This window comes from Streptomyces sp. NPDC048514 (assembly GCF_043199955.1).
In the GTDB taxonomy this organism is placed as follows: domain Bacteria; phylum Actinomycetota; class Actinomycetes; order Streptomycetales; family Streptomycetaceae; genus Streptomyces.
Genome location: NZ_JBICWT010000004.1, coordinates 127630 through 145932 on the forward strand (window position 1 = coordinate 127630; position 18303 = coordinate 145932).

The following is an 18303-nucleotide window of genomic DNA, read 5'->3' on the forward strand; positions in this document are numbered from 1 at the left end:
TCACTTCGCCAAGGGACTCACCACCAGGGCTTTCACCCGGGGCTTCGGCCCGGGGCTTCACCTAGGGTCCTCCCGGGCCTTCCCCCGGCTTTCCCTAGAGCTTCTCCACCGGTGCGTACCGCAGCAGCAACCGCTTCGGCTTGGTGTCACCGAAGTCGACCGTCGCCTCCCCGTTCGCGCCCGTGCCCTTCACCGCGACGACCGTGCCGAGCCCGAACTGGTCGTGGGTGACCCGGTCGCCGACGGCCAGCGCGACGACCGGCTTCTCCGCGGTGCGCCGCGTGGCGAACCCGGACGCGCCCGACGCCGAGGAGCGCGAGCGGCTCGACGACAGCGAGGCCGCGATACCCGAGGCCGGTCCGGAGGACACCGGTGCCGTCGCTCCCGTCCGCTTCCACTCCACGTGGGTGCCCGGGATCTCCTCCAGGAAGCGGGAGGGCGGGTTGTACGACGGCTGGCCCCAGGCGCTGCGCATCGACGAGCGCGTCAGATACAGCCGCTCCCGGGCACGCGTGATGCCGACGTACGCCAGGCGCCGCTCCTCCTCCAGTTCCTTGTTCTGGCCGAGGGCGCGCATGTGCGGGAAGACGCCGTCCTCCATGCCGGTCAGGAACACGACCGGGAACTCCAGGCCCTTGGCGGTGTGCAGGGTCATCAGAGTGATGACGCCGTCGCCGTCCTCCTCGTCGGGGATCTGGTCGGAGTCGGCGACCAGGGCGACCTGCTCGAGGAAGTCGGCGAGCGTGGCCTGCTCACCCTCTTCGCGCTCCTGCTCGAACTCCAGGGCCACCGCAGCGAGTTCCTGCAGGTTCTCGATGCGGGTCTCGTCCTGGGGGTCGGTGGAGTTCTGCAGTTCGGCCAGGTACCCGGTTCGTTCGAGTATGGCCTCCAGCACCGTCGCCGGCCCGGCGCCGGACTCGACGACGGTGCGCAGGTCCTCCATCAGCGTGTTGAACCGCTTGACCGCGTTGGTGGAGCGCGCGGCCATGCCGTACGCCTCGTCGACGCGCTTCAGGGCCTGCGGGAAGCTGATCTTCTCGCGCTGGGAGAGGGCGTCGATCATCGCCTCCGCGCGCTCGCCGATGCCCCGCTTGGGCACGTTGAGGATGCGGCGCAGCGGCACCGAGTCCTCGGGGTTGGCGAGGACACGCAGGTAGGCGAGGACGTCCCGGACCTCCTTGCGCTCGTAGAAGCGGACTCCGCCGACGACCTTGTAGGGCAGGCCGACGCGGATGAATACCTCTTCGAAGACCCGGGACTGGGCGTTGGTGCGGTAGAAGACGGCCACGTCTCCGGCCTTGGCCTCGCGCGCGTCCGTGAGGCGGTCTATCTCGTCGGCGACGAACTGGGCCTCGTCGTGCTCGGTGTCGGCGACGTAGCCGGTGATCTGCGCGCCCTGGCCGGCGTTGGTCCACAGGTTCTTCGGGCGGCGGGACTCGTTGCGCTCGATGACGGCGTTGGCCGCGGACAGGATGGTCTGCGTGGAGCGGTAGTTCTGCTCCAGCAGGATCGTCGTCGCGTTCGGGTAGTCCTCCTCGAACTGGAGGATGTTGCGGATCGTCGCGCCCCGGAAGGCGTAGATCGACTGGTCCGCGTCACCGACCACGCACAGCTCGGCGGGCGGCAGGTCGGCCTCGCCCGGCGGCACGTCGGCGTCCTCGGGGGCGCGCTCGCCCGTGCCGACCAGCTCGCGCACCAGTGCGTACTGGGCGTGGTTGGTGTCCTGGTACTCGTCGACCAGGACGTGGCGGAAGCGGCGACGGTAGTGCTCGGCGACGTCCGGGAAGGCGCGCAGCAGGTTGACCGTCGTCATGATCAGGTCGTCGAAGTCCAGCGCGTTCGCCTCGCGCAGCCGCGACTGGTACATCGCGTAGGCCTGGGCGAGGGTCTTCTCGAAGCCGTCGGTGGCCTGGGCGGCGAAGTCCTCCTCGTCGATCAGCTCGTTCTTCAGATTGCTGATCTTGGCGCTGAAGGACTTGGGCGGGAAGCGCTTGGGGTCGAGGTCCAGATCGCGGCAGACCAGTGCCATCAGGCGCTTGCTGTCGGCCGCGTCGTAGATCGAGAACGAGGAGGTGAAGCCGAGCTTCTTCGACTCGCGTCGCAGGATCCGCACACAGGCGCTGTGGAAGGTCATCACCCACATCGCGTTGGCGCGCGGGCCGACGAGGTGCTCGACGCGCTCCTTCATCTCGCCCGCGGCCTTGTTGGTGAAGGTGATCGCGAGGATCTGGCCGGGGTGCACGCCCCGCTCGGCGAGCAGGTGGGCGATGCGGTGGGTGAGCACGCGCGTCTTGCCGGAGCCGGCGCCGGCGACGATGAGCAGCGGGGAGCCGGCGTGCACGACCGCGGCGCGCTGGTTGTCGTTCAGCCCCGCCAGCAGGGCCGCCGCGTCGATGACGGGGCGCGGGGCGCCGTCCCGGTAGTAGGCGTCCCGGTCCGGGGGCACGTCGAACTTCCCGCCGAACAGATCGTCCGGAACCGGCTCCGGAGCGTGATCGTCCTCGGGTGGCGGGGGTTCCTCCTCGCGCCCGCGTGGGGCTTGGAGGTTCGCCAGGAAGCTGTCGTCAAAGAGGCTGCTCATCGCTCTCCGAGTCTAGGGCGCCCCACCGACAACCGGTCCCGGTCCCCGGAACACGGCCCGCGGGCGCAGTCCGCTATCGGACATCGTCCCGGAGCGCCGGCCGTCGCCCCGCCGGGGACCGATCATCCCCTCACGCTGCGGAAGCACCTGGTCACGGGCGTGTGAAACCTCCCCCAGGTCACAGAAATGTATCGGACATACCGCACACCAACCTTCACAGGAGTCACACGAGTTGGTTAGGTTTCCGTCAGGCCGTACGACCCCTCTCCGGCGAACCTCGCCGGGCCGAACGGCCTCCGCCGAGTCCGGCGCGCCCCGCACGGTGCCCGGAGCCGGGGACCCACCGTTCCTGGGGTGAATCGGCCGACTCCCGCACGGGACGACGCCGTAGGGCAACCCTTCCGAAGCACCCGCCCGAACCCGACAGCTAACCCGGTAGGCGGCATGTTGGAAGGAGTCGCCTCCCTTGGCGTCGCACCGCAAGCCGCGCCCCGGCGGCACTGGACCGGGCCTGCGCGGCCCCGTTCTCGCCACTGCCGCCCTCACCTCCGTGGCCGTCCTGTCCCAGACGGCCGAGGCCGCGCCCGCCGACGACGGCAGGCCGAGCCCGGAGGAGATCGAGAAGAAGATCGACGAGCTGTACCGCCTGGCCGACGCGCCATCGGAGGAGGAACCGGCGGCCCGGCACCGGGCCCGCGCCGATGAGACCCGCCAGGCGGAGGCCCAGCGCGCGGCCCGGCTCGCCAAGGCGCGCGAGGCGCGGGATCCGTTCGCGGCCGACCCGGACGCGGCCACCTCACTGCTCGCGGGGTATCCGCAGGACCACTTCGCCCAGAACAGGGTGATGAACCGGCTCGCCTCGCGCGTGAAGAACGCGGCCGAGCGGGGCAGAGCCGCCCGGAGCGCGGGAGCAACACAGGCAACGCAGGCAACGCAGGCAACGCAGGCAACGCAGGCAACGGCAGCGTCGTGGTACGACGTGACCGCGGCGGGGGCCGGCACCCCCGGCCCCGAGGCCGGGGCCACCGCCGCCGCCATCGCCCCGGAACGCGCCGCTCGCGTCCCCGTCGCGGACCGCGCGACGAGAGCCGCCACGGCGGACCGCGCCCCGAAGGCCACCACCCTGGATCAGGACGCCAAGGCCACCGCCCCGGACTACGACGTCAAGGCCGCGAAGGCCGCCGTACAGCGCAAGCTCTCGGTCACGCGCGAGTTGCTGTTCCGGCACACGGCCCGGGAGAACGACGGACGGGGCGCGCCCGCTCCCCGCGTCGCGACGCCCGCCGCGCTGCCGTACCCGGCCCTGACCGTCACCCCGGCCCTGACTGTCACCCCGGTCACGGCTCCGGCTCCGGCGTACCCGAGCTCGGCGACGCGGCCGGTCACCAAGGCCGAGAAGGCGGTCGCCTTCGCCCGCGCCCAGATCGGCAAGCCGTACGTGAGCGGCGCCAGCGGCCCCGGCTCCTACGACTGTTCGGGCCTCACCCAGGCCGCCTGGCGGGCCGCCGGCGTCACCCTCCCGCGTACCGCCCGGGAACAGGCCACCGCGGGCACCCCCGTCCCGCTCATCGACGCTCGCCCCGGTGACCTGGTCTTCTTCCGGGACGACAACGGCCGCGTCGGCCTCTGCACGGGCAACGGGATGATGATCCACGCCCCGGAGCCGGGCGCGTACGTCCGCGAGGAGTCCGTCGACCGCGGCGGCACGTCCGTCGTCCAGGGCGTCGTACGGCCCGCTTGACCGTCTCCCGTCGCCCCGCCTCTCGGACCCCCGGGGCGCCGTGCCTCCAAGAGCCGGGCCCCTGCGGAGCGGGCCTCGCAACGGTGAGGCGCACGCGCGTGCCGAGGTCTTGCGCCACACACACGCGTGCCGTCTTGCGCTGCACGCGCACGTGCCGGGTTCTGCGCGGCACACGCCCGTGCCGATGTCTTGCGCTGCACGCGCGCGTGCCGATGTCTTGCCGCTTCGCACGCGTGCGGTGTTTTTGCGCTCCGCGCGCGCGTGCCCTGCCCGGCCGGGTGGGTGCGGCTGCCTAGCATCGGGCGCATGCCCGGTGTCTCGAGTCTGCGCGCGTGGTGGGCGGGGCGGTCACCCGCGGCCGGGTCCGCCGTGATGGCGACCGGCATCGTGTCGGTGGGCCTGCATCTGGCCGGCGCCGAGACGGTCTCCCGGGTGGCGTTGGCGATGGCCTGCCTCGCCTGGCTCGCACTGGCCGCCGACTTCGTCCTGCGGCTGGTGGGCGAGCGGCAGCGCTGGGTGACCGAGGCGGAGAGCCCGGGAGCGCTGACCGCCGTCGCCGCGACGGCCGTACTGGGCACCCGGATCTCGGCACTGGGCCGGCAGACTCTGGCCGAGGCTCTGCTGGCGCTCGCCGCGCTGCTGTGGCCGGTGCTGATCGTCCTGGTCATGCGGCACTGGAAGCGACGCATGTCGGGATCGGTGTTCCTGTGTTGTGTGGCCACACAGGGGCTCGCGGTGCTCGCGGCCACGCTGGCCTCTGCGGAGAGCACGGCCTGGCTCGCGCACACCGCTCTGGTGCTGTTCTGGCTGGGCCTGGTGCTCTACGGGCTCGCCCTGGCCCGCTTCGAACCCCGGGAGGTCGTCAAGGGCGCCGGGGACCACTGGATCGCGGGCGGCGCCCTGGCGATCTCGGCGCTGGCCGGGGCGAATCTGCTCGGCGCCGACAGCGGACGCCTCTACCTGTGGGACGAGGACGACCGCGGCGTACTGAGCACCACGACGGTCACGCTGCTCGTCCTGGACCTGGCCGGCTACCTCGTACTGCTGGCGGCCGAGGCGGCCCGGCCACGGCCCGGTTACGACATGCGGCGGTGGTCGACGGTGTTCCCGATGGGGATGACGGCGGCGGCGGTGCTGTCCGTCGCGTCCACCGTGGACGTCGGGTGGCTCAGGGTGCCGGGGCAGGTGCTGGTGTGGGTGGCGGTGGCGGCGTGGCTCGCGGCCGTCACCGGCGCGCTGCTCGCGGCCCGCGCCGGCGCCCGCGACGACGTCCACCGCCCGCCGGACGGCGACCGGCGACCGGCGACCGGTGACCGGTGACCGGTGACCGGCGGGCGGCGGCCGTGGGCAGGTGGCGGCCGGCGGCCGCGGGCGCAGACCGTCGGCCGTCAGGTCCAGAGCACGGCGATGAAGATGTTCGTCACGGTCAGCAGGCCGACCAGCGCGAAGAGGCCCTTGTCGACCCGCTCCTCGTCCCGCTTCACGTAGACCAGCCCGAGGATCACGATCAGCAGGGCGAGCTTCACGCCGATCTTGAAGTTGTTGACATGCTGGTCGTCCGCCTGGTTGAGGCCGACCAGGGCCACGCCGGTGACCAGCATGGTCAGGGCACCGTGCAGCATGCCGGGGACGAACCGGGCCGTGCCCTCGCCCATCGCCTTCATCTGGGTGAGGAAACCACCGAGCAGCGCGGCGATGCCGATGATGTGCAAGCCGACGAAAAGATGGATGAGTACGTCCATGAGGCCGGAGCCTAACGAGGGGCACTCGGGGCTCCGTCCACCGGGCCCGCCCGTCACCGTCTCACCCTCTGTCGCCCCGCATCGTGGACCTTGCATATATGCGTCCCATAGCACCCCACGGATCCCGCCGTCACCCTTTCGGCGCTTCGGTCATCACTGTGCGTGAAGGCGACGACTCCACCCGGGAAACACGGTCGCACAAGGCCACCTCCCGGTCCGTCCAGGTCAGTTGCGAACACCGTGTTACCGATTCGTCACGGACCGGCCTAGCGTCCTCCCCCAGGTGACCGGCTCCCCACCGCCGTCCGGGTCAGGGGCGGCAGCCGGCCACCACCGCCGAGAAAGGCCTGGCGGAGGCCCACTCCCCCTGTGCGGGCCTCCGCCGGGCGCACCTACGGCTCGGTCCCACGAGCCTTGGTAGTTCCACGAGCCCTACGAGTCCACGAGCCCTACGAGTCCACGACTCCTCCGAGTCCACGACTCCTGCGAGTCCTACGGAAGGACGTGACGGTCCAGGTGGCAGCGCACCGCAAGCCCCGGCAGAGCCCGTTCAGCGGCCATACGGTCCGCACGGCCGCCACGCTCGCTCTGGCAGGCGCGGCCACGGCCACGGGCTTCGACGGGACGGGGCACGCCGAGCCACAGCTGACGCCGACGCAGGTGAAGGCCAAGGTCGACGAGTTGTACCAGGACGCGGAGTCCGCCACCGAGAAGTACAACGGGGCGAAGGAGAAGGCCGACACGGCTCAACGGCGGCTGAAGGCCCTGCGCGACCAGGCCGCCCGCAAACAGGAGAAGCTCAACTCGACCCGGGACGCCCTGGGTTCGATCGCGGCGGCGCAGTACCGCGACGGCACGATCGCCCCGGCCTGGCAGCTGGCCCTGTCCGGCGATCCCGACCGGTATCTGGAGGGCGCCGCGTTGGCGGAGCGGGTGGGCGACCGGCAGGCGGTGGCCGTGTCGGGGGTGCGCGAGCAGCTGCGGGAGATCGAGCGCCTGCGCGGCGCCGCACGCGTCGAGCTGTCTTCCCTGCGGTCGCGGCAGGCCGAACTGAAACGGCGGAAGAAGACCATCACCGGCAAGCTCGACGAGGCCCGCCGGCTGCTGGCGCGGCTCACCCCGCGACAGCGGATCGAGGCAACCGGTGACGTCCCGCCGGCCGGCCACGTCTCGCGCTCGGCCTCCGAAAGCCGGGAAGCACTCGAGCCGGCCGGGCCCACCACGGCCCCGAACGGGCGCGCGGCAGCCGCAGTGTCCTACGCATACGCCAAGCTCGGCAGCCCCTACGTGTGGGGCGCGACCGGCCCGAGCGCCTTCGACTGTTCGGGCCTGGTCCAGGCCGCCTACCGCTCCGCCGGCCTCTCCCTGCCCCGCACCACCTACGCCCAGATCAACGCGGGCCGGCGCGTCTCCCGCGCCGAACTGCAGCCGGGCGACCTGGTGTTCTTCTACTCCGGCATCAGCCACGTCGGGCTCTACGTCGGACACGGCCAGATGATCCACGCCCCGAACCCGTCGGCACCGGTCCGGCTGGCGCCCATCGACCAGATGCCGTTCGCCGGGGCGACGCGGGTGGCCTGAGGCGCTGAACCGGGCGGCGGCCGCGACCCGGGTCAGACCAGCCGGCGTGCCGTCGCCCAGCGGGTCAGCTCGTGGCGGTTGGACAGCTGGAGCTTGCGCAGGACCGCCGAGACGTGGGACTCGACCGTCTTCACGGAGATGAACAGCTGCTTGGCGATCTCCTTGTAGGCGTATCCCCGGGCGATCAGGCGCAGCACCTCGCGCTCGCGCTGGGTGAGGCGGTCCAGGTCCTCGTCCACCGGCGGGGCGTCGGTGGAGGCGAAGGCGTCCAGGACGAAGCCGGCCAGCCGCGGGGAGAAGACGGCGTCGCCCTCCTGCACCCGGAAGATCGAGTCGACCAGGTCGGTGCCGGTGATGGTCTTGGTGACATAGCCGCGGGCGCCGCCGCGGATCACACCGATGACGTCCTCCGCCGCGTCCGACACGGACAACGCGAGAAAGCGCACGGGCCGCTCGGCGTCCGCCATCAACGGCGCGCACCGGCGCAGCACTTCGACACCGCCGCCGCCCGGCAGATGGACGTCGAGGAGGACCACCTCGGGGCGGGTCGCGGTGATGATCGTGACCGCCTGGTCGACGTCCGCGGCCTCGCCGACCACCTCGACGCCGGTCTCGGCGGTCTGGCCGATCTCGGCCTGGACGCCGGTGCGGAACATCCGGTGGTCGTCCACCAGCACCACCCGGACGTGCCGCCCGCCCTTGCCGTCGTCGGCGGGCCGGCCGGATCCGGCCCTCCCCGCCGCTCCCTCGGTGCCGTTCGCCTCGGTCGCGTCGCTCATGACGTCTTCTCCGCCCTCTCCATCTCCAGCTCGACCTCCGTGCCGCCGCCCGGCACCGCCCGCAGCCGGGCCGTGCCGCCGTTGCGCTCCATGCGGCCGATGATCGATTCTCTGACGCCCATCCGGTCGGCGGGTATCGAGTCGAGGTCGAAACCCGGGCCGCGGTCGCGCACGGACACGAAGACCGTCTTTCCCTCGACCTCGGCATAGACCTGTACGGCGCCGCCCTCGCCACCGTACTTGGCGGCGTTCACCATCGCCTCACGCGCTGCCTGCATCTGCGCGCTCGTCCTCTCGTCCAGCGGGCAGTCGCCGACGACGACCACCTCTATGGGCACGCCGTGCTTGTCCTCCACCTCGGCGGCGCTGTGCCGCACCGCCTCGGCGACCGTGTCGGGCTCGTCGGCCTCGTCCTTGCCGGTGCCCTCCGGCTTGTACAGCCAGGTGCGCAGGTCGCGCTCCTGGGCACGGGCGAGGCGGCGCACCTCGCCGGCGTTGTCGGCGTTGCGCTGGATCAGGGTGAGGGTGTGCAGCACGGAGTCGTGGACGTGGGCGGCGACCTCGGCTCGCTCCTGGGCGCGGATGCGCATCAGGCGTTCCTCGGAGAGGTCCTGCGTCATGCGGACGAGATAGGGGCCGGCGAGCAGCGTGATGCCGACGAGCACGGCGAGCGCGGCCTGCAGGACGGCGCCGAGGTGGGCGGCCGAACCCTGCAGCACGAAGATCGCGGAGACGCCGGCCGTGACGAGCAGGACGCCGCCGGCCGCGCGCAGCAGGGTGAGGGTGCGCCGTCGCCGGCCGACCTCCATCCAGCGGGCGCGGCGGGCGTTGTCGGCCTGCCGCCAGACCAGGGCCACACCGGCCGCGACGAGCACGGCGGGCCACAGATACGCCTTGGCCCCACTGCCCAGGTTGACGCTGCCCACGAAGACCACGGACACGACGACCATGAGGAGCAGCGCGACGATCTGTCCCCGGTCCGGCTTGCGGGCCACGAGTCTGCGCCGGCCGTCCGGCGCGGTCTCCGTCGCGACCAGCGTCGGCGGTCTCTGGTCGCCGACACCGCCGACGCCGAGGGGGACGAAGAACCAGAAGGCCGCGTACAGCAGCGCCCCGAGTCCGTCGGCCATGAACAGGCCGGCGAAGACGAGCCGCACCCAGATGACGGGCAGCCCGAGATGCCCGGCAAGGCCCCGCGCCACTCCGCCGAGCCAGCGTCCGTCGCTGCTGCGGTAGAGCTTGCGCGGCGGCCGCGGGTCGTCGAGAGGCTGGCTTGCGGCTTCCGGCATGGCAACGATGGTCACACGCCCGGCGGGACAGGGCATCAGGGTCGGTCCCCGAGACGCCCCTGATCTTCGGCGGGGACTTCGGCGGGATCCGCTCCTCGAGCGCCGGAGAGGCGCCGGAGAGCCGGCGGCGACGGCTGGGAGCACGGGGATCCGCGCCGGAGAGGCGCCGGCAAAGGCCGGGGAGCGCCGGGGAACGCGCAGGACAGGGCGGTCCCCCGCCGCTCGAACGCTTCCCCGCCCCGTCTCAGGGCCGATTTCAGGGTTCGCCCAGGGTCGTCCCGGCTGCCGTCGCGGCCACCGGGCCGCCACCATGGACGCATGACGGATCACGAGCACGCCGCGACGGGTCCGGGACCCGGCACCGGCCCGCGCCCGGCCCCGGGCACCGGACCGACGGATGCCGCGCCCGCCGCGACGCAGGGGACGGGAGCGGCCGGCACGGACACCGGCACCGGCAACCCGGAGCAGGGGCATGGGCGAGGGCAGGATCAGGCGCGTCGGGCGGAGCACGGCCCCGCAGAGGCCCCCGCCCGGTTCCGGCGCGATCGCCGGCACAAGGTGATCGCGGGCGTGTGCGGGGGGCTCGGCAAGCAGACCGACCTGGACCCGGTGATCTTCCGCATCACCCTGGCCGTGCTGTCGGCGACCGGCGGCTTCGGCCTGATCTTCTACGGCTTCGCCTGGCTCCTGGTGCCGTACGAGGACGACGAGGAGAACGAGGTCCGCAAACTGCTCACCGGCCGGGTCGACGGTCAGGCGCTGGCCGCCGTGCTGTTCGCGCTCGTCGGCTGCGGCATCTTCCTGACCATGCTGAGAAACGGCGGGGTGCTGACCTTCGCCGTGGTGCTCTCGCTGCTGCTGGCGGGCGCCGGGTACTGGTCGCGGCGCCGTGGCGCCTCGGACCCCGACCCGCTCGCCGCCCAGGCCGCCGCCGATGCCCCGCCGGAGGCCCAGGCGCCTCCGGTCGTCACCTTCTACCCGTCCTGGTGGCGTGACCCCATCGTCAAGGACGGCACCCACGTCGGAGGCACCGGCTATCTGTGGGGTCCCGGCGATGCCCGCGAGCCGGCTCCCGGCCCGGTCCTCGACGTCGGCATCGCCGTCCCCTGGACCCACCACGGCCCCGCCGAGCCGCCGCGGCCCGCGAGAGCGAGAGCGCGCGGTCCACGCTGGATCGGCGGCTGGGTGTTCCTGCTCGCTCTGCTGGCCGGTGGCCTGGGGACCGGACTGACCTGGGACACACGCCCGCTGGGCACCAGCCTGCAGACCGGGCTCGCCTGTGCGCTGGCCGTCCTCGGCCTGGGCGTCGCGGTCAGCGCGTTACTGGGCCGTACGGGGGCGGGGACGGTGTTCCTGGCGATCGTCACGTCGGCACTGCTCGCCGGGGCGTCGGCCATGCCCGAGGACATCACCACGCACTGGCGGGACGCGTCGTGGAAGCCCGCGACGACGGCCCAGGTGCAACCGGCCTACGAACTCGGCACCGGGAGGGGCACGCTGGACCTGACCCGGGTGCTTCCGGGCAAGGGCCGGGAGGTCGCCACGAGCGCCCATGTGGGCGCGGGGCAGTTGAAGGTGCTCGTGCCGGCGGACGCGACCGTGCGGATGAGCATCGATGTGGGAGTGGGCGACATCCGGTTGCCCGGGGACGACAGGAAGGACGTGGACGTGCGGGCGGGCAGGCACAAGGACGTGACGCTGGCGCCGGCGAAGGGCGCCGCGGCATCCGGGACGCTGGATCTGACGCTCCGGGTCGGAGCGGGAGAGGTGGAGGTCAGCCGTGCTGCGTCATGAGTTCCAGCCCGGGAAGCTGGTGGCCGGGCTCGCCCTGATCGCCACCGGTGCCGTCTACGCAGGGGACGCGGGCGGTGCATGGCGGACACCCTGGTTCGTGATGGTCCCGCTGATAGTCGGCGGCCTGTGCCTGGCCGGTGCCACGGCCGCCCTGACCCGCGGAATACGCGGCCGGGGCGGCGCCGAAGAGGGTCGCTGACCTCGGCCGGTCGCTAGGGGCTCCTTGACTCCGCAGGGCGCTACGGGCCTCCTGGACTCCGCCGAGCGCTACGGGCCTTCTGGACTCCGCCGAGCGCGGCGGCGCTCCTGGACTCGGCCGAGCGCGGCGGAGCGCTGGCCCCGGCCAGGTGCAGCGGGTCAGGTGCAGCGGGACGCGGCCCGGTGTCGTTCGGTTCAGTAGCCGTAGCCGACGGACCGGTGCCGGCGTCGTGCGCGCCAGGCCGCGTCGACCGAGAGGTAGGGGGCGCCGGCGAGGATCAGCGGAAGCCAGGCCATCAGGTAGGCGAGGTCGTTGCCGTAGTAGTACGGCTCCGTCGGCCAGCTGACGGTCAGCCAGAGGCTGAGGGAGATCAGCGCGCCGCCGAGCGCTGCCAGCCGGCCGAGCAGACCTAGCAGGGTGCCGATGCCGACGGCCAGTTCGCCGAAGGCGATGGCGTAGCCGAAGCCGACGGGGCTCTTGAGGGCCATGTCGATCAGGGCGGGAATGGCGGCGGAGTCCCGGGCCGCGCGCATGGTGTCGCCGATCGATCCGGCGCCGCCGGACTTCAGGAAGGCGCTGTCCGTGAGCTTGTCCAGACCTGCGTAGAGGAAGGTGATGCCGAGGAAGATGCGCAGCGGCAGCAGGGCGTAGTGGGCGGCGGAGTCCCGCAGGTCGCGGCGTCCGTCGAGCCGAGCGGTCTGTGTGTCCGTCCGAATGCTGTGTGTCATCGTTGCCAGCCGCCTTTCACCGCCGTCCGCCCCCCTCACTGACGATACGTACGACGAGTGGGCCCCGTTCAATCCTTCCCGGACGATTTTGCGGATTTCGGGGGTTCGTGCGAAGGGCGGGGGCGGGCGGGCTCCGGGCCGCGTCCCGGGACGCCGGAGGGCCGGGGAGTGGGGGGCAAGTGGGCCGGGGGCCGCTCCGCGGGGATCGGTTCTTCGGGACGACGGCGCATGCCGCGGTTTCGGGCGGTGGTCTTCGAGGGGGCGAAACCACACGGCCAGACGTAGCCCGGCCGGTCCAAGGAGGTGACGGTGCGACGGTGGCGGAGCGAAGGGCGGTCAAGTCGTCGGCGTCGTCACTCCGTGACCTCGACGACGCACCGGTTGGTGGCCACGCCGGCCGCGGCCACCACCTGGACCGCCACCGAGCCGGGCTCGACCTCGGCCGGGACGGGGACCGTCAGGACGGTGTCCGTGGGGTTGCGGAAGCCGCCCGCGACGGGGACGAGCGGCACGTGGACGTCGACCGTGCCGATGCGGACGACCATCCGCGAGAGCCGGTCGGCGCCGTGCGCGCCGGGCGGGACGAAGCCGATGCCGCGGATCTCGATGTCGTCCCCGGTGCGGATCGGGCCGTCGAGGTCGCCGGGTTCGCGGGCGCGGACCACGGAGAGGATGGCCGGGCGGCCGCCTTCGGCGTACTTGCCGGCGAGGTAGGTGGCGGCCGAGATCAGTACGATCACGCCCAGCCCCCAGGGCAAGTCGGGCAGTCGGTCGGGGCGGCGGGCGAGCCGGACGGCGGCGAACAGCAGGGCGACGGCGCTGATGGCGACGTACTGGATGTCGGTGAAGGCGCCCCGGCCGGAGTCGTCGGTGAGCAGGTCGGCGGCGCGCGGCCGGTGGGCGGGCACCTTCTGCAGCCGCTGGGCGAGGACGCGCAGGCCGACCACCCGGCGAACCAGGACGGTGATGCCGCACACCACGCACAGGACGGTCACGGTGCCGGCGCCGCGGGCGAGGTCGAGCCCGGAGAGCAGCGCGTCGCGTTCCGTGTGGTCGGAGGCGGCCGCGAGCCGGGCGGCCAGCAGGAGGATCGCGTAGGCGACGAACAGCACCCAGCAGGCGGCGACGGTACGGGAGGTGGAGATCCGGTTGTCCTCGCCGATCACCGGGGCGAGTGCGCCGCCGCACGCCCGGTGGAGCCCGCAGGCGGTGGTCAGGGCGGCGGCGACGACCAGCGCGGCGAGCAGGGCGGCGGTGCGGGCATCGGTCCAGCCCGGCCCGATCGCGGTGAGCGCCTCGATGAGCAGCAGAGTGACGACGGCGGCCCACACCACGTACAGGGTCCGCAGCCACAGCCGCGCGAGCCAGGCCTCGCCCTCCGCGCGGCCGCGGCCGGCGACGGCCTCGGCTCGCTGTGTCAGCTCCTCGGACACCCACTGGCGGGACGCCGAGGCCGAGTGCGCCACGGCAGCCGGCAGCCCCTGTCCGGCCGCGAACTCGTCGCGCCTGCGCAGGAACGCGGCGACGGCCCGCCGGTGCCCCTCCCGGGCGCCGTGCGGACAGTCTCCGCAGGTGCAGCCGCCCTCGTGGATCCCCTGGGGGTCCGTGCCCCCTCTCGCCTCCTGCACCGCCACGCCCGACGCCCGCCTTCCCCACGACCTTCCGGCACGGCCGCCGACACCCGCGATGGGCGCGCCGGGGCCGCGCAACTCCCCAGTGCCGAGAGCGAATTGTGCCCTACTGCGGGCCTTCCGGGGGCGCCCGGCGGGGTCACCGCGGGTGAAGCCGGGCCCGCCGTGTTGACCCGGCTGCGAGAATCCCCGTATGGCCGAGATCATCCAGCGGGACGGGACCTGGGCCTTCGACGGGAGCACGATCCGGATCACCCCCGGTCTGCACCGTTCCGTGGCACTGTTCCGGCAGACGTACGGGGAGATCTCCGTGCCGCTGGAGGCGGTCGCGGGGGTCGTCCACGAACCCGATCGCCGGCGTGGCCGGCTGCGGCTGCGGCTGCGGCTGCGCGAGGGCGCCGATCCGCTGCTGCAGGCCACGGGCGGCCGGCTGCCCGGCGCGGCCGATCCCTACCGGCTGACGGTGGCCGCGGACCGTTCGGGGGTCGCGGAGTACGTCGTCGAGGAGATCCGGCAGGCGCTGTTCCTGGAGAAGGTCCCCAAGGAGCCCACGACCGGTTACCTGCTGCCGGGTCCCCCGGTTCCGGTGTCGGTGCGGTCCTCCGACGGCACGGTCTCGTTCGACGGCAACCGGGTGCGCATCGACTGGGCCGACACCTCCGGCCGGGTCAAGCGCGCGACCGGCCCGCGGATCCTCGGTCTCGGCGATCTGGTGCGGGTGGAATGGCTGCCCAACTCCGGTCACGGGGACGGTTTCCTGCGGTTCGTGACGCCGGAGACGATGTACAGAGAGCTGCCGCCCGAGCGGGACCCCCACAGCCTGGACCTGTGGGGGAACGCGCGGCGCGATCTGCTGACCGCGCTGGTCGCGGCGGCCGTCACCGCCCGGCTGCCGCATCCCTCCACGGGCGCGGGTACCGCCCGGTTGCCGCATCCCTCCACGGGCGCGGGCGGCGTCTGCGGCGGCTCCGACCGGCGGCGGGGGGTCGTACCGGCGCGGCCCGGCCACCACGACGTGCTGCTGCGCCGGCTGCGCGAGCTGGGAGAGCTGCACCGGGACGGGGTACTGACCGACGAGGAGTTCGCGACGACGAAGGCAGCCGTGCTCAGAGGGTTCGGCTGAGCGGTGCCGGGCACGCCCCCCTGCTCACTGGATCGGCCGGGCAGGCGGGTCCGCGCCCTCGGCCGGCGCCGCCGGATCCGCAGTCAGCCCCTGCTCCGGGAGTCGGCCGGACGGGCCGGGATCACCGCGCTGCTCCCGGGGTTCAGCTGAGCAGGTCGGGTTCGCTGCGGCTGATGTCCTGCCACAGCGGCTGGTAGTTGATCCAGGCCACCAGGTCGCCGCCGAGCTGTTCCCGGGTGGCGACGGCCTGCTTGTGGTCGATGAGGACCGGGCGGCCGGCCGCCTTCGCCATCAGCTGCACCTGGCAGGAGCGTTCCAGGGACAGGAACCACCAGGCGGCCGCGTCCACCGAGTCCCCGACGGTGAGCAGCCCGTGGTTGCGCAGCACGAGGGCCTTGCGGGAGCCGAGCGCGGCCGCGATCCGGCGGCCCTCCTCGGCGTCGACGGTGACGCCGGTGTAGGCGTCGTAGAGTGCCACGTCCTCGTAGAAGGCGCAGCTCTCCTGGGTGATGGGGTCGACGAGGTCGCCGAGCGCGGCGACGGCGCGGCCGTGCACGGAGTGGCAGTGGGCGACGGCCACGACGTCCGGGCGGGCGGCGTGGACCTGCACGTGCACGGTGAACGCGGCCTGGTTGACGTGGTAGCGGCCCTCGACGACCTGCCCGTCCTGGTTGGCGAGGACGAGATCGCCGACGGTGACGTGCCGGAACGGCATCCCGAACGGATTGACCCAGAAGCAGTCGGTGAACTCGGGGTCCCGGGCGGTTATGTGCCCGGACACTCCGTCCTCGAAGCCGTTGCGCCCGAAGATCCGCAGGGCGCCGGCGAGCCGCTCCTTACGGTGCCGTCGTTCGTCCTCGACCGAGTCGTGCATCGGCGGCATGGCGAACTGCAGCTGGTCGGTGGGCAGCGGCAGGGGCGGGGTGGGCCCGTGCATAGTTCCTCCAGCGTGGGAATTGCCGTACGGGCCGGAAGGTACCTCCGGCCGGCGCGAAAGGGCAGAGCCGGTTCGTGAAGATGACGTACGCAGCGAATACCCGGCAGGGGCTTCCGGTATCGGCCGGGAGACCGGCGTGTATGAACCGGGCAGCCTTCGCCACCGCCGCACCCGGACCGGCGGCGATCACCGGGGCCGCTTCGGCGCGGGCGGATCCGGGCCCGGGCCTGCGCAGCGGGGACGTCCGGATCAGCGGGCGGGCCTGGAGGCCGAGGGCGGCACGGCCAGGGCCGCATATGCGGAAGAGGTGGAACGGCCGCGGCGGTTCCACCTCTTCCGCACCGAGCTGACGGAGGTCGTACGGACCTGCGTCGAGGACGATCGGCTCCTGGCCGTCCAGGTCTGGAATCCCCAGGAGCCGGCGCGCACTCTCAGGAGGACCCTCAGGAGGACCTGGGGCCCGGGAGCCTCGGGACTACTCCCACTCGATGGTGCCCGGCGGCTTCGACGTCACGTCGAGGACGACCCGGTTGACGTCCCGGACCTCGTTGGTGATCCGGGTCGAGATCTTCGCGAGGACGTCGTACGGCAGCCGGGACCAGTCGGCGGTCATGGCGTCCTCGGAGGAGACCGGGCGCAAAACGATCGGGTGGCCGTAGGTGCGGCCGTCGCCCTGGACGCCGACCGAGCGGACGTCCGCGAGGAGGACCACAGGGCACTGCCAGATGTCGCGGTCCAGGCCGGCCGCGGTCAGCTCCTCGCGGGCGATGGCGTCGGCGTCGCGGAGCAGGTCCAGGCGCTCCTTGGTGACCTCACCGACGATGCGGATGCCGAGGCCCGGGCCCGGGAAGGGCTGGCGCTGGACGATCTCCTCCGGCAGGCCCAGCTCCTGGCCGACCATCCGGACCTCGTCCTTGAACAGCTTGCGCAGCGGCTCGATCAGCTGGAACTCGAGGTCCTCGGGGAGGCCGCCGACGTTGTGGTGCGACTTGATGTTGGCGGTGCCGGTGCCGCCACCGGACTCGACGACGTCCGGGTACAGGGTGCCCTGGACGAGGAACTCCACGGCCGGGCCCTCGTCGGCGATGATCTCGGCCTGCGCCTGCTCGAAGACGCGGATGAACTCGCGCCCGATGATCTTCCGCTTCTCCTCGGGGTCGCTGACGCCCTTGAGCGCCGCGAGGAAGCGCTCCTCGGCGTCCACGACGACCAGCTTGACGCCGGTCGCGGCCACGAAGTCCTTCTCGACCTGCTCGGTCTCGCCCTTGCGCATCAGGCCGTGGTCGACGTACACGCAGGTCAGCTGGTCGCCGATGGCCCGCGCCACGAGGGCGGCGGCCACGGCGGAGTCCACGCCGCCGGACAGACCGCAGATGGCGCGCTTGTCGCCGACCTGCTCACGGATCGCGGTGACCTGCTCATCGATCACGTTGCCGGTGGTCCAGTCCGGCTTCAGGCCGGCACCGCGGTACAGGAAGTGCTCCAGTACCTGCTGGCCGTGCGTGGAGTGCATGACCTCGGGGTGGTACTGGACGCCGTAGAGCTTCTTCTCGTCGTTCTCGAACGCGGCGACCGGGACGACGTCGGTGGACGCCGTGACCGAGAAACCCTCGGGGGCGGCGGAGCAGGCGTCGCCGTGCGACATCCACACGTGCTGCTCGTCCGGGGTGCCCTCGAAGAGGGTGGAGGAGTTCTTGGAGACGTGCAGGTCGGTGCGGCCGTACTCGCGGGCACCGGTGTTGTCGACGGTGCCGCCCAGGACCTGGGCCATCAGCTGGAAGCCGTAGCACATGCCGAAGACGGGGACGCCGGCCTCGAAGAGCGCGCCGTCGAGTCGGGGGGCGCCCTCCTCGTAGACGGACGAGGGGCCTCCGGAGAGGATGATCGCCGCGGGGTTCTTGGCGAGCATCTCCTGGACCGGCATGGTGCTCGGCACGATCTCGCTGTAGACCCGCGCCTCGCGGACGCGACGGGCGATGAGCTGGGCGTACTGCGCGCCGAAGTCGACGACCAGGACGGTGTCGGGGGCGGCGGCAGACTGGGTCGCTGATGACACGGGGTGCCTTCCGGCGGTGGGGCGGGGGTCTGTACTTCCGATTCTAACGGGGTGGGCATCGCGCCCGGACCAGCGTCGAGGACGGCCGTGGCATACTGACGGCATGCTCACGCAGACGACCC

General features: G+C 72.6%; 14 protein-coding genes, 1 pseudogene and 1 riboswitch. Of the genes and pseudogenes, 7 read left to right on the plus strand and 8 right to left on the minus strand.

The window, feature by feature from the left end:
* Positions 1 to 94 precede the first annotated feature (94 nt).
* On the minus strand, positions 95 to 2581 hold the full coding sequence (gene pcrA / locus ACGFT2_RS09390) for a DNA helicase PcrA (protein ID WP_393275177.1): 2487 nt from the start codon (positions 2579 to 2581) through the stop codon (positions 95 to 97).
* Positions 2582 to 2868: 287 nt separating this feature from the next.
* Positions 2869 to 3040, plus strand: a riboswitch (cyclic di-AMP (ydaO/yuaA leader).
* A gap of 7 nt (positions 3041 to 3047) precedes the next feature.
* Here pcrA and ACGFT2_RS09395 point away from each other — a divergent pair.
* Positions 3048 to 4322, plus strand: a complete 1275-nt coding sequence (locus ACGFT2_RS09395) for an NlpC/P60 family protein (protein WP_393275179.1) — start codon at positions 3048 to 3050, stop codon at positions 4320 to 4322.
* Positions 4323 to 4628: 306 nt separating this feature from the next.
* Positions 4629 to 5642, plus strand: coding sequence for a tellurite resistance/C4-dicarboxylate transporter family protein (locus ACGFT2_RS09400; protein WP_393275181.1), 1014 nt, complete (start codon positions 4629 to 4631; stop codon positions 5640 to 5642).
* A 68-nt stretch (positions 5643 to 5710) separates the two neighbouring features.
* Here the strand turns inward: ACGFT2_RS09400 and ACGFT2_RS09405 are convergent, their stop codons facing one another.
* Positions 5711 to 6064 (minus strand): hypothetical protein, encoded by a 354-nt coding sequence (locus tag ACGFT2_RS09405; RefSeq protein ID WP_393275183.1) that lies wholly within the window; start codon positions 6062 to 6064, stop codon positions 5711 to 5713.
* 516 nt (positions 6065 to 6580) lie between these two features.
* Between ACGFT2_RS09405 and ACGFT2_RS09410 the strand changes: the two genes are divergently transcribed.
* Positions 6581 to 7645 (plus strand): NlpC/P60 family protein, encoded by a 1065-nt coding sequence (locus ACGFT2_RS09410; protein WP_393276291.1) that lies wholly within the window; start codon positions 6581 to 6583, stop codon positions 7643 to 7645.
* 32 nt (positions 7646 to 7677) lie between these two features.
* Here the strand turns inward: ACGFT2_RS09410 and ACGFT2_RS09415 are convergent, their stop codons facing one another.
* On the minus strand, positions 7678 to 8424 hold the full coding sequence (locus ACGFT2_RS09415) for a LuxR C-terminal-related transcriptional regulator (protein WP_393275185.1): 747 nt from the start codon (positions 8422 to 8424) through the stop codon (positions 7678 to 7680).
* The gene (locus tag ACGFT2_RS09420) at positions 8421 to 9749 is read right to left on the minus strand and encodes a PspC domain-containing protein (protein WP_393275187.1); all 1329 of its coding nucleotides are present in this window, start codon (positions 9747 to 9749) and stop codon (positions 8421 to 8423) included. The genes ACGFT2_RS09415 and ACGFT2_RS09420 overlap by 4 nt, the downstream gene beginning before the upstream one ends.
* 282 nt (positions 9750 to 10031) lie before the next feature.
* On the opposite strand from ACGFT2_RS09420, the gene ACGFT2_RS09425 reads away from it, so the two are divergent.
* Both ACGFT2_RS09425 and ACGFT2_RS09430 read left to right on the plus strand, forming a co-directional pair.
* A complete protein-coding gene (locus ACGFT2_RS09425) occupies positions 10032 to 11507 on the plus strand; it encodes a PspC domain-containing protein (RefSeq protein WP_393275189.1) in 1476 nt (491 codons plus the stop codon).
* Positions 11494 to 11706, plus strand: coding sequence for a hypothetical protein (locus ACGFT2_RS09430; RefSeq protein WP_393275191.1), 213 nt, complete (start codon positions 11494 to 11496; stop codon positions 11704 to 11706). The genes ACGFT2_RS09425 and ACGFT2_RS09430 overlap by 14 nt, the downstream gene beginning before the upstream one ends.
* Before the next feature lie 194 nt (positions 11707 to 11900).
* Here ACGFT2_RS09430 and ACGFT2_RS09435 read toward each other — a convergent pair whose 3' ends face one another.
* Positions 11901 to 12434 carry a DoxX family membrane protein gene (locus ACGFT2_RS09435; RefSeq protein WP_393275193.1) on the minus strand — a complete coding sequence of 178 codons (534 nt, stop codon included), beginning with the start codon at positions 12432 to 12434 and terminating at the stop codon, positions 11901 to 11903.
* A 353-nt stretch (positions 12435 to 12787) separates the two neighbouring features.
* Positions 12788 to 14068 (minus strand): hypothetical protein, encoded by a 1281-nt coding sequence (locus ACGFT2_RS09440; protein ID WP_393275195.1) that lies wholly within the window; start codon positions 14066 to 14068, stop codon positions 12788 to 12790.
* Between the two features lie 190 nt (positions 14069 to 14258).
* Here ACGFT2_RS09440 and ACGFT2_RS09445 point away from each other — a divergent pair, with 190 nt between their 5' ends.
* Positions 14259 to 15188: a DUF4429 domain-containing protein gene (locus ACGFT2_RS09445; RefSeq protein WP_393275197.1), complete on the plus strand. Its 930-nt coding sequence runs from the start codon at positions 14259 to 14261 to the stop codon at positions 15186 to 15188.
* A gap of 142 nt (positions 15189 to 15330) precedes the next feature.
* On the opposite strand, the gene ACGFT2_RS09450 is transcribed toward ACGFT2_RS09445, so the two are convergent.
* Positions 15331 to 16125: a class II aldolase/adducin family protein gene (locus tag ACGFT2_RS09450; protein ID WP_393275199.1), complete on the minus strand. Its 795-nt coding sequence runs from the start codon at positions 16123 to 16125 to the stop codon at positions 15331 to 15333.
* Positions 16126 to 16331: 206 nt separating this feature from the next.
* On the opposite strand from ACGFT2_RS09450, the pseudogene ACGFT2_RS09455 reads away from it, so the two are divergent.
* A pseudogene (locus ACGFT2_RS09455) lies at positions 16332 to 16567 on the plus strand (pyridoxamine 5'-phosphate oxidase family protein); the annotation flags it as partial.
* A 33-nt stretch (positions 16568 to 16600) separates the two neighbouring features.
* Here ACGFT2_RS09455 and guaA read toward each other — a convergent pair.
* Positions 16601 to 18181: a glutamine-hydrolyzing GMP synthase gene (gene guaA / locus ACGFT2_RS09460; protein WP_393275201.1), complete on the minus strand. Its 1581-nt coding sequence runs from the start codon at positions 18179 to 18181 to the stop codon at positions 16601 to 16603.
* Positions 18182 to 18303 lie beyond the last annotated feature (122 nt).

Coding starts and splice junctions, on each gene's coding strand:
- ACGFT2_RS09435 (WP_393275193.1), bottom strand. CDS start 12,434: ATGACACACAGCATTCGGACGGACACACAGACCGCTCGGCTCGACGGA.
- ACGFT2_RS09400 (WP_393275181.1), top strand. CDS start 4,629: ATGCCCGGTGTCTCGAGTCTGCGCGCGTGGTGGGCGGGGCGGTCACCC.
- ACGFT2_RS09415 (WP_393275185.1), bottom strand. CDS start 8,424: ATGAGCGACGCGACCGAGGCGAACGGCACCGAGGGAGCGGCGGGGAGG.
- pcrA (WP_393275177.1), bottom strand. CDS start 2,581: ATGAGCAGCCTCTTTGACGACAGCTTCCTGGCGAACCTCCAAGCCCCA.
- ACGFT2_RS09450 (WP_393275199.1), bottom strand. CDS start 16,125: ATGCACGGGCCCACCCCGCCCCTGCCGCTGCCCACCGACCAGCTGCAG.
- ACGFT2_RS09420 (WP_393275187.1), bottom strand. CDS start 9,749: ATGCCCTGTCCCGCCGGGCGTGTGACCATCGTTGCCATGCCGGAAGCC.
- ACGFT2_RS09445 (WP_393275197.1), top strand. CDS start 14,259: ATGGCCGAGATCATCCAGCGGGACGGGACCTGGGCCTTCGACGGGAGC.
- ACGFT2_RS09425 (WP_393275189.1), top strand. CDS start 10,032: ATGACGGATCACGAGCACGCCGCGACGGGTCCGGGACCCGGCACCGGC.
- ACGFT2_RS09405 (WP_393275183.1), bottom strand. CDS start 6,064: ATGGACGTACTCATCCATCTTTTCGTCGGCTTGCACATCATCGGCATC.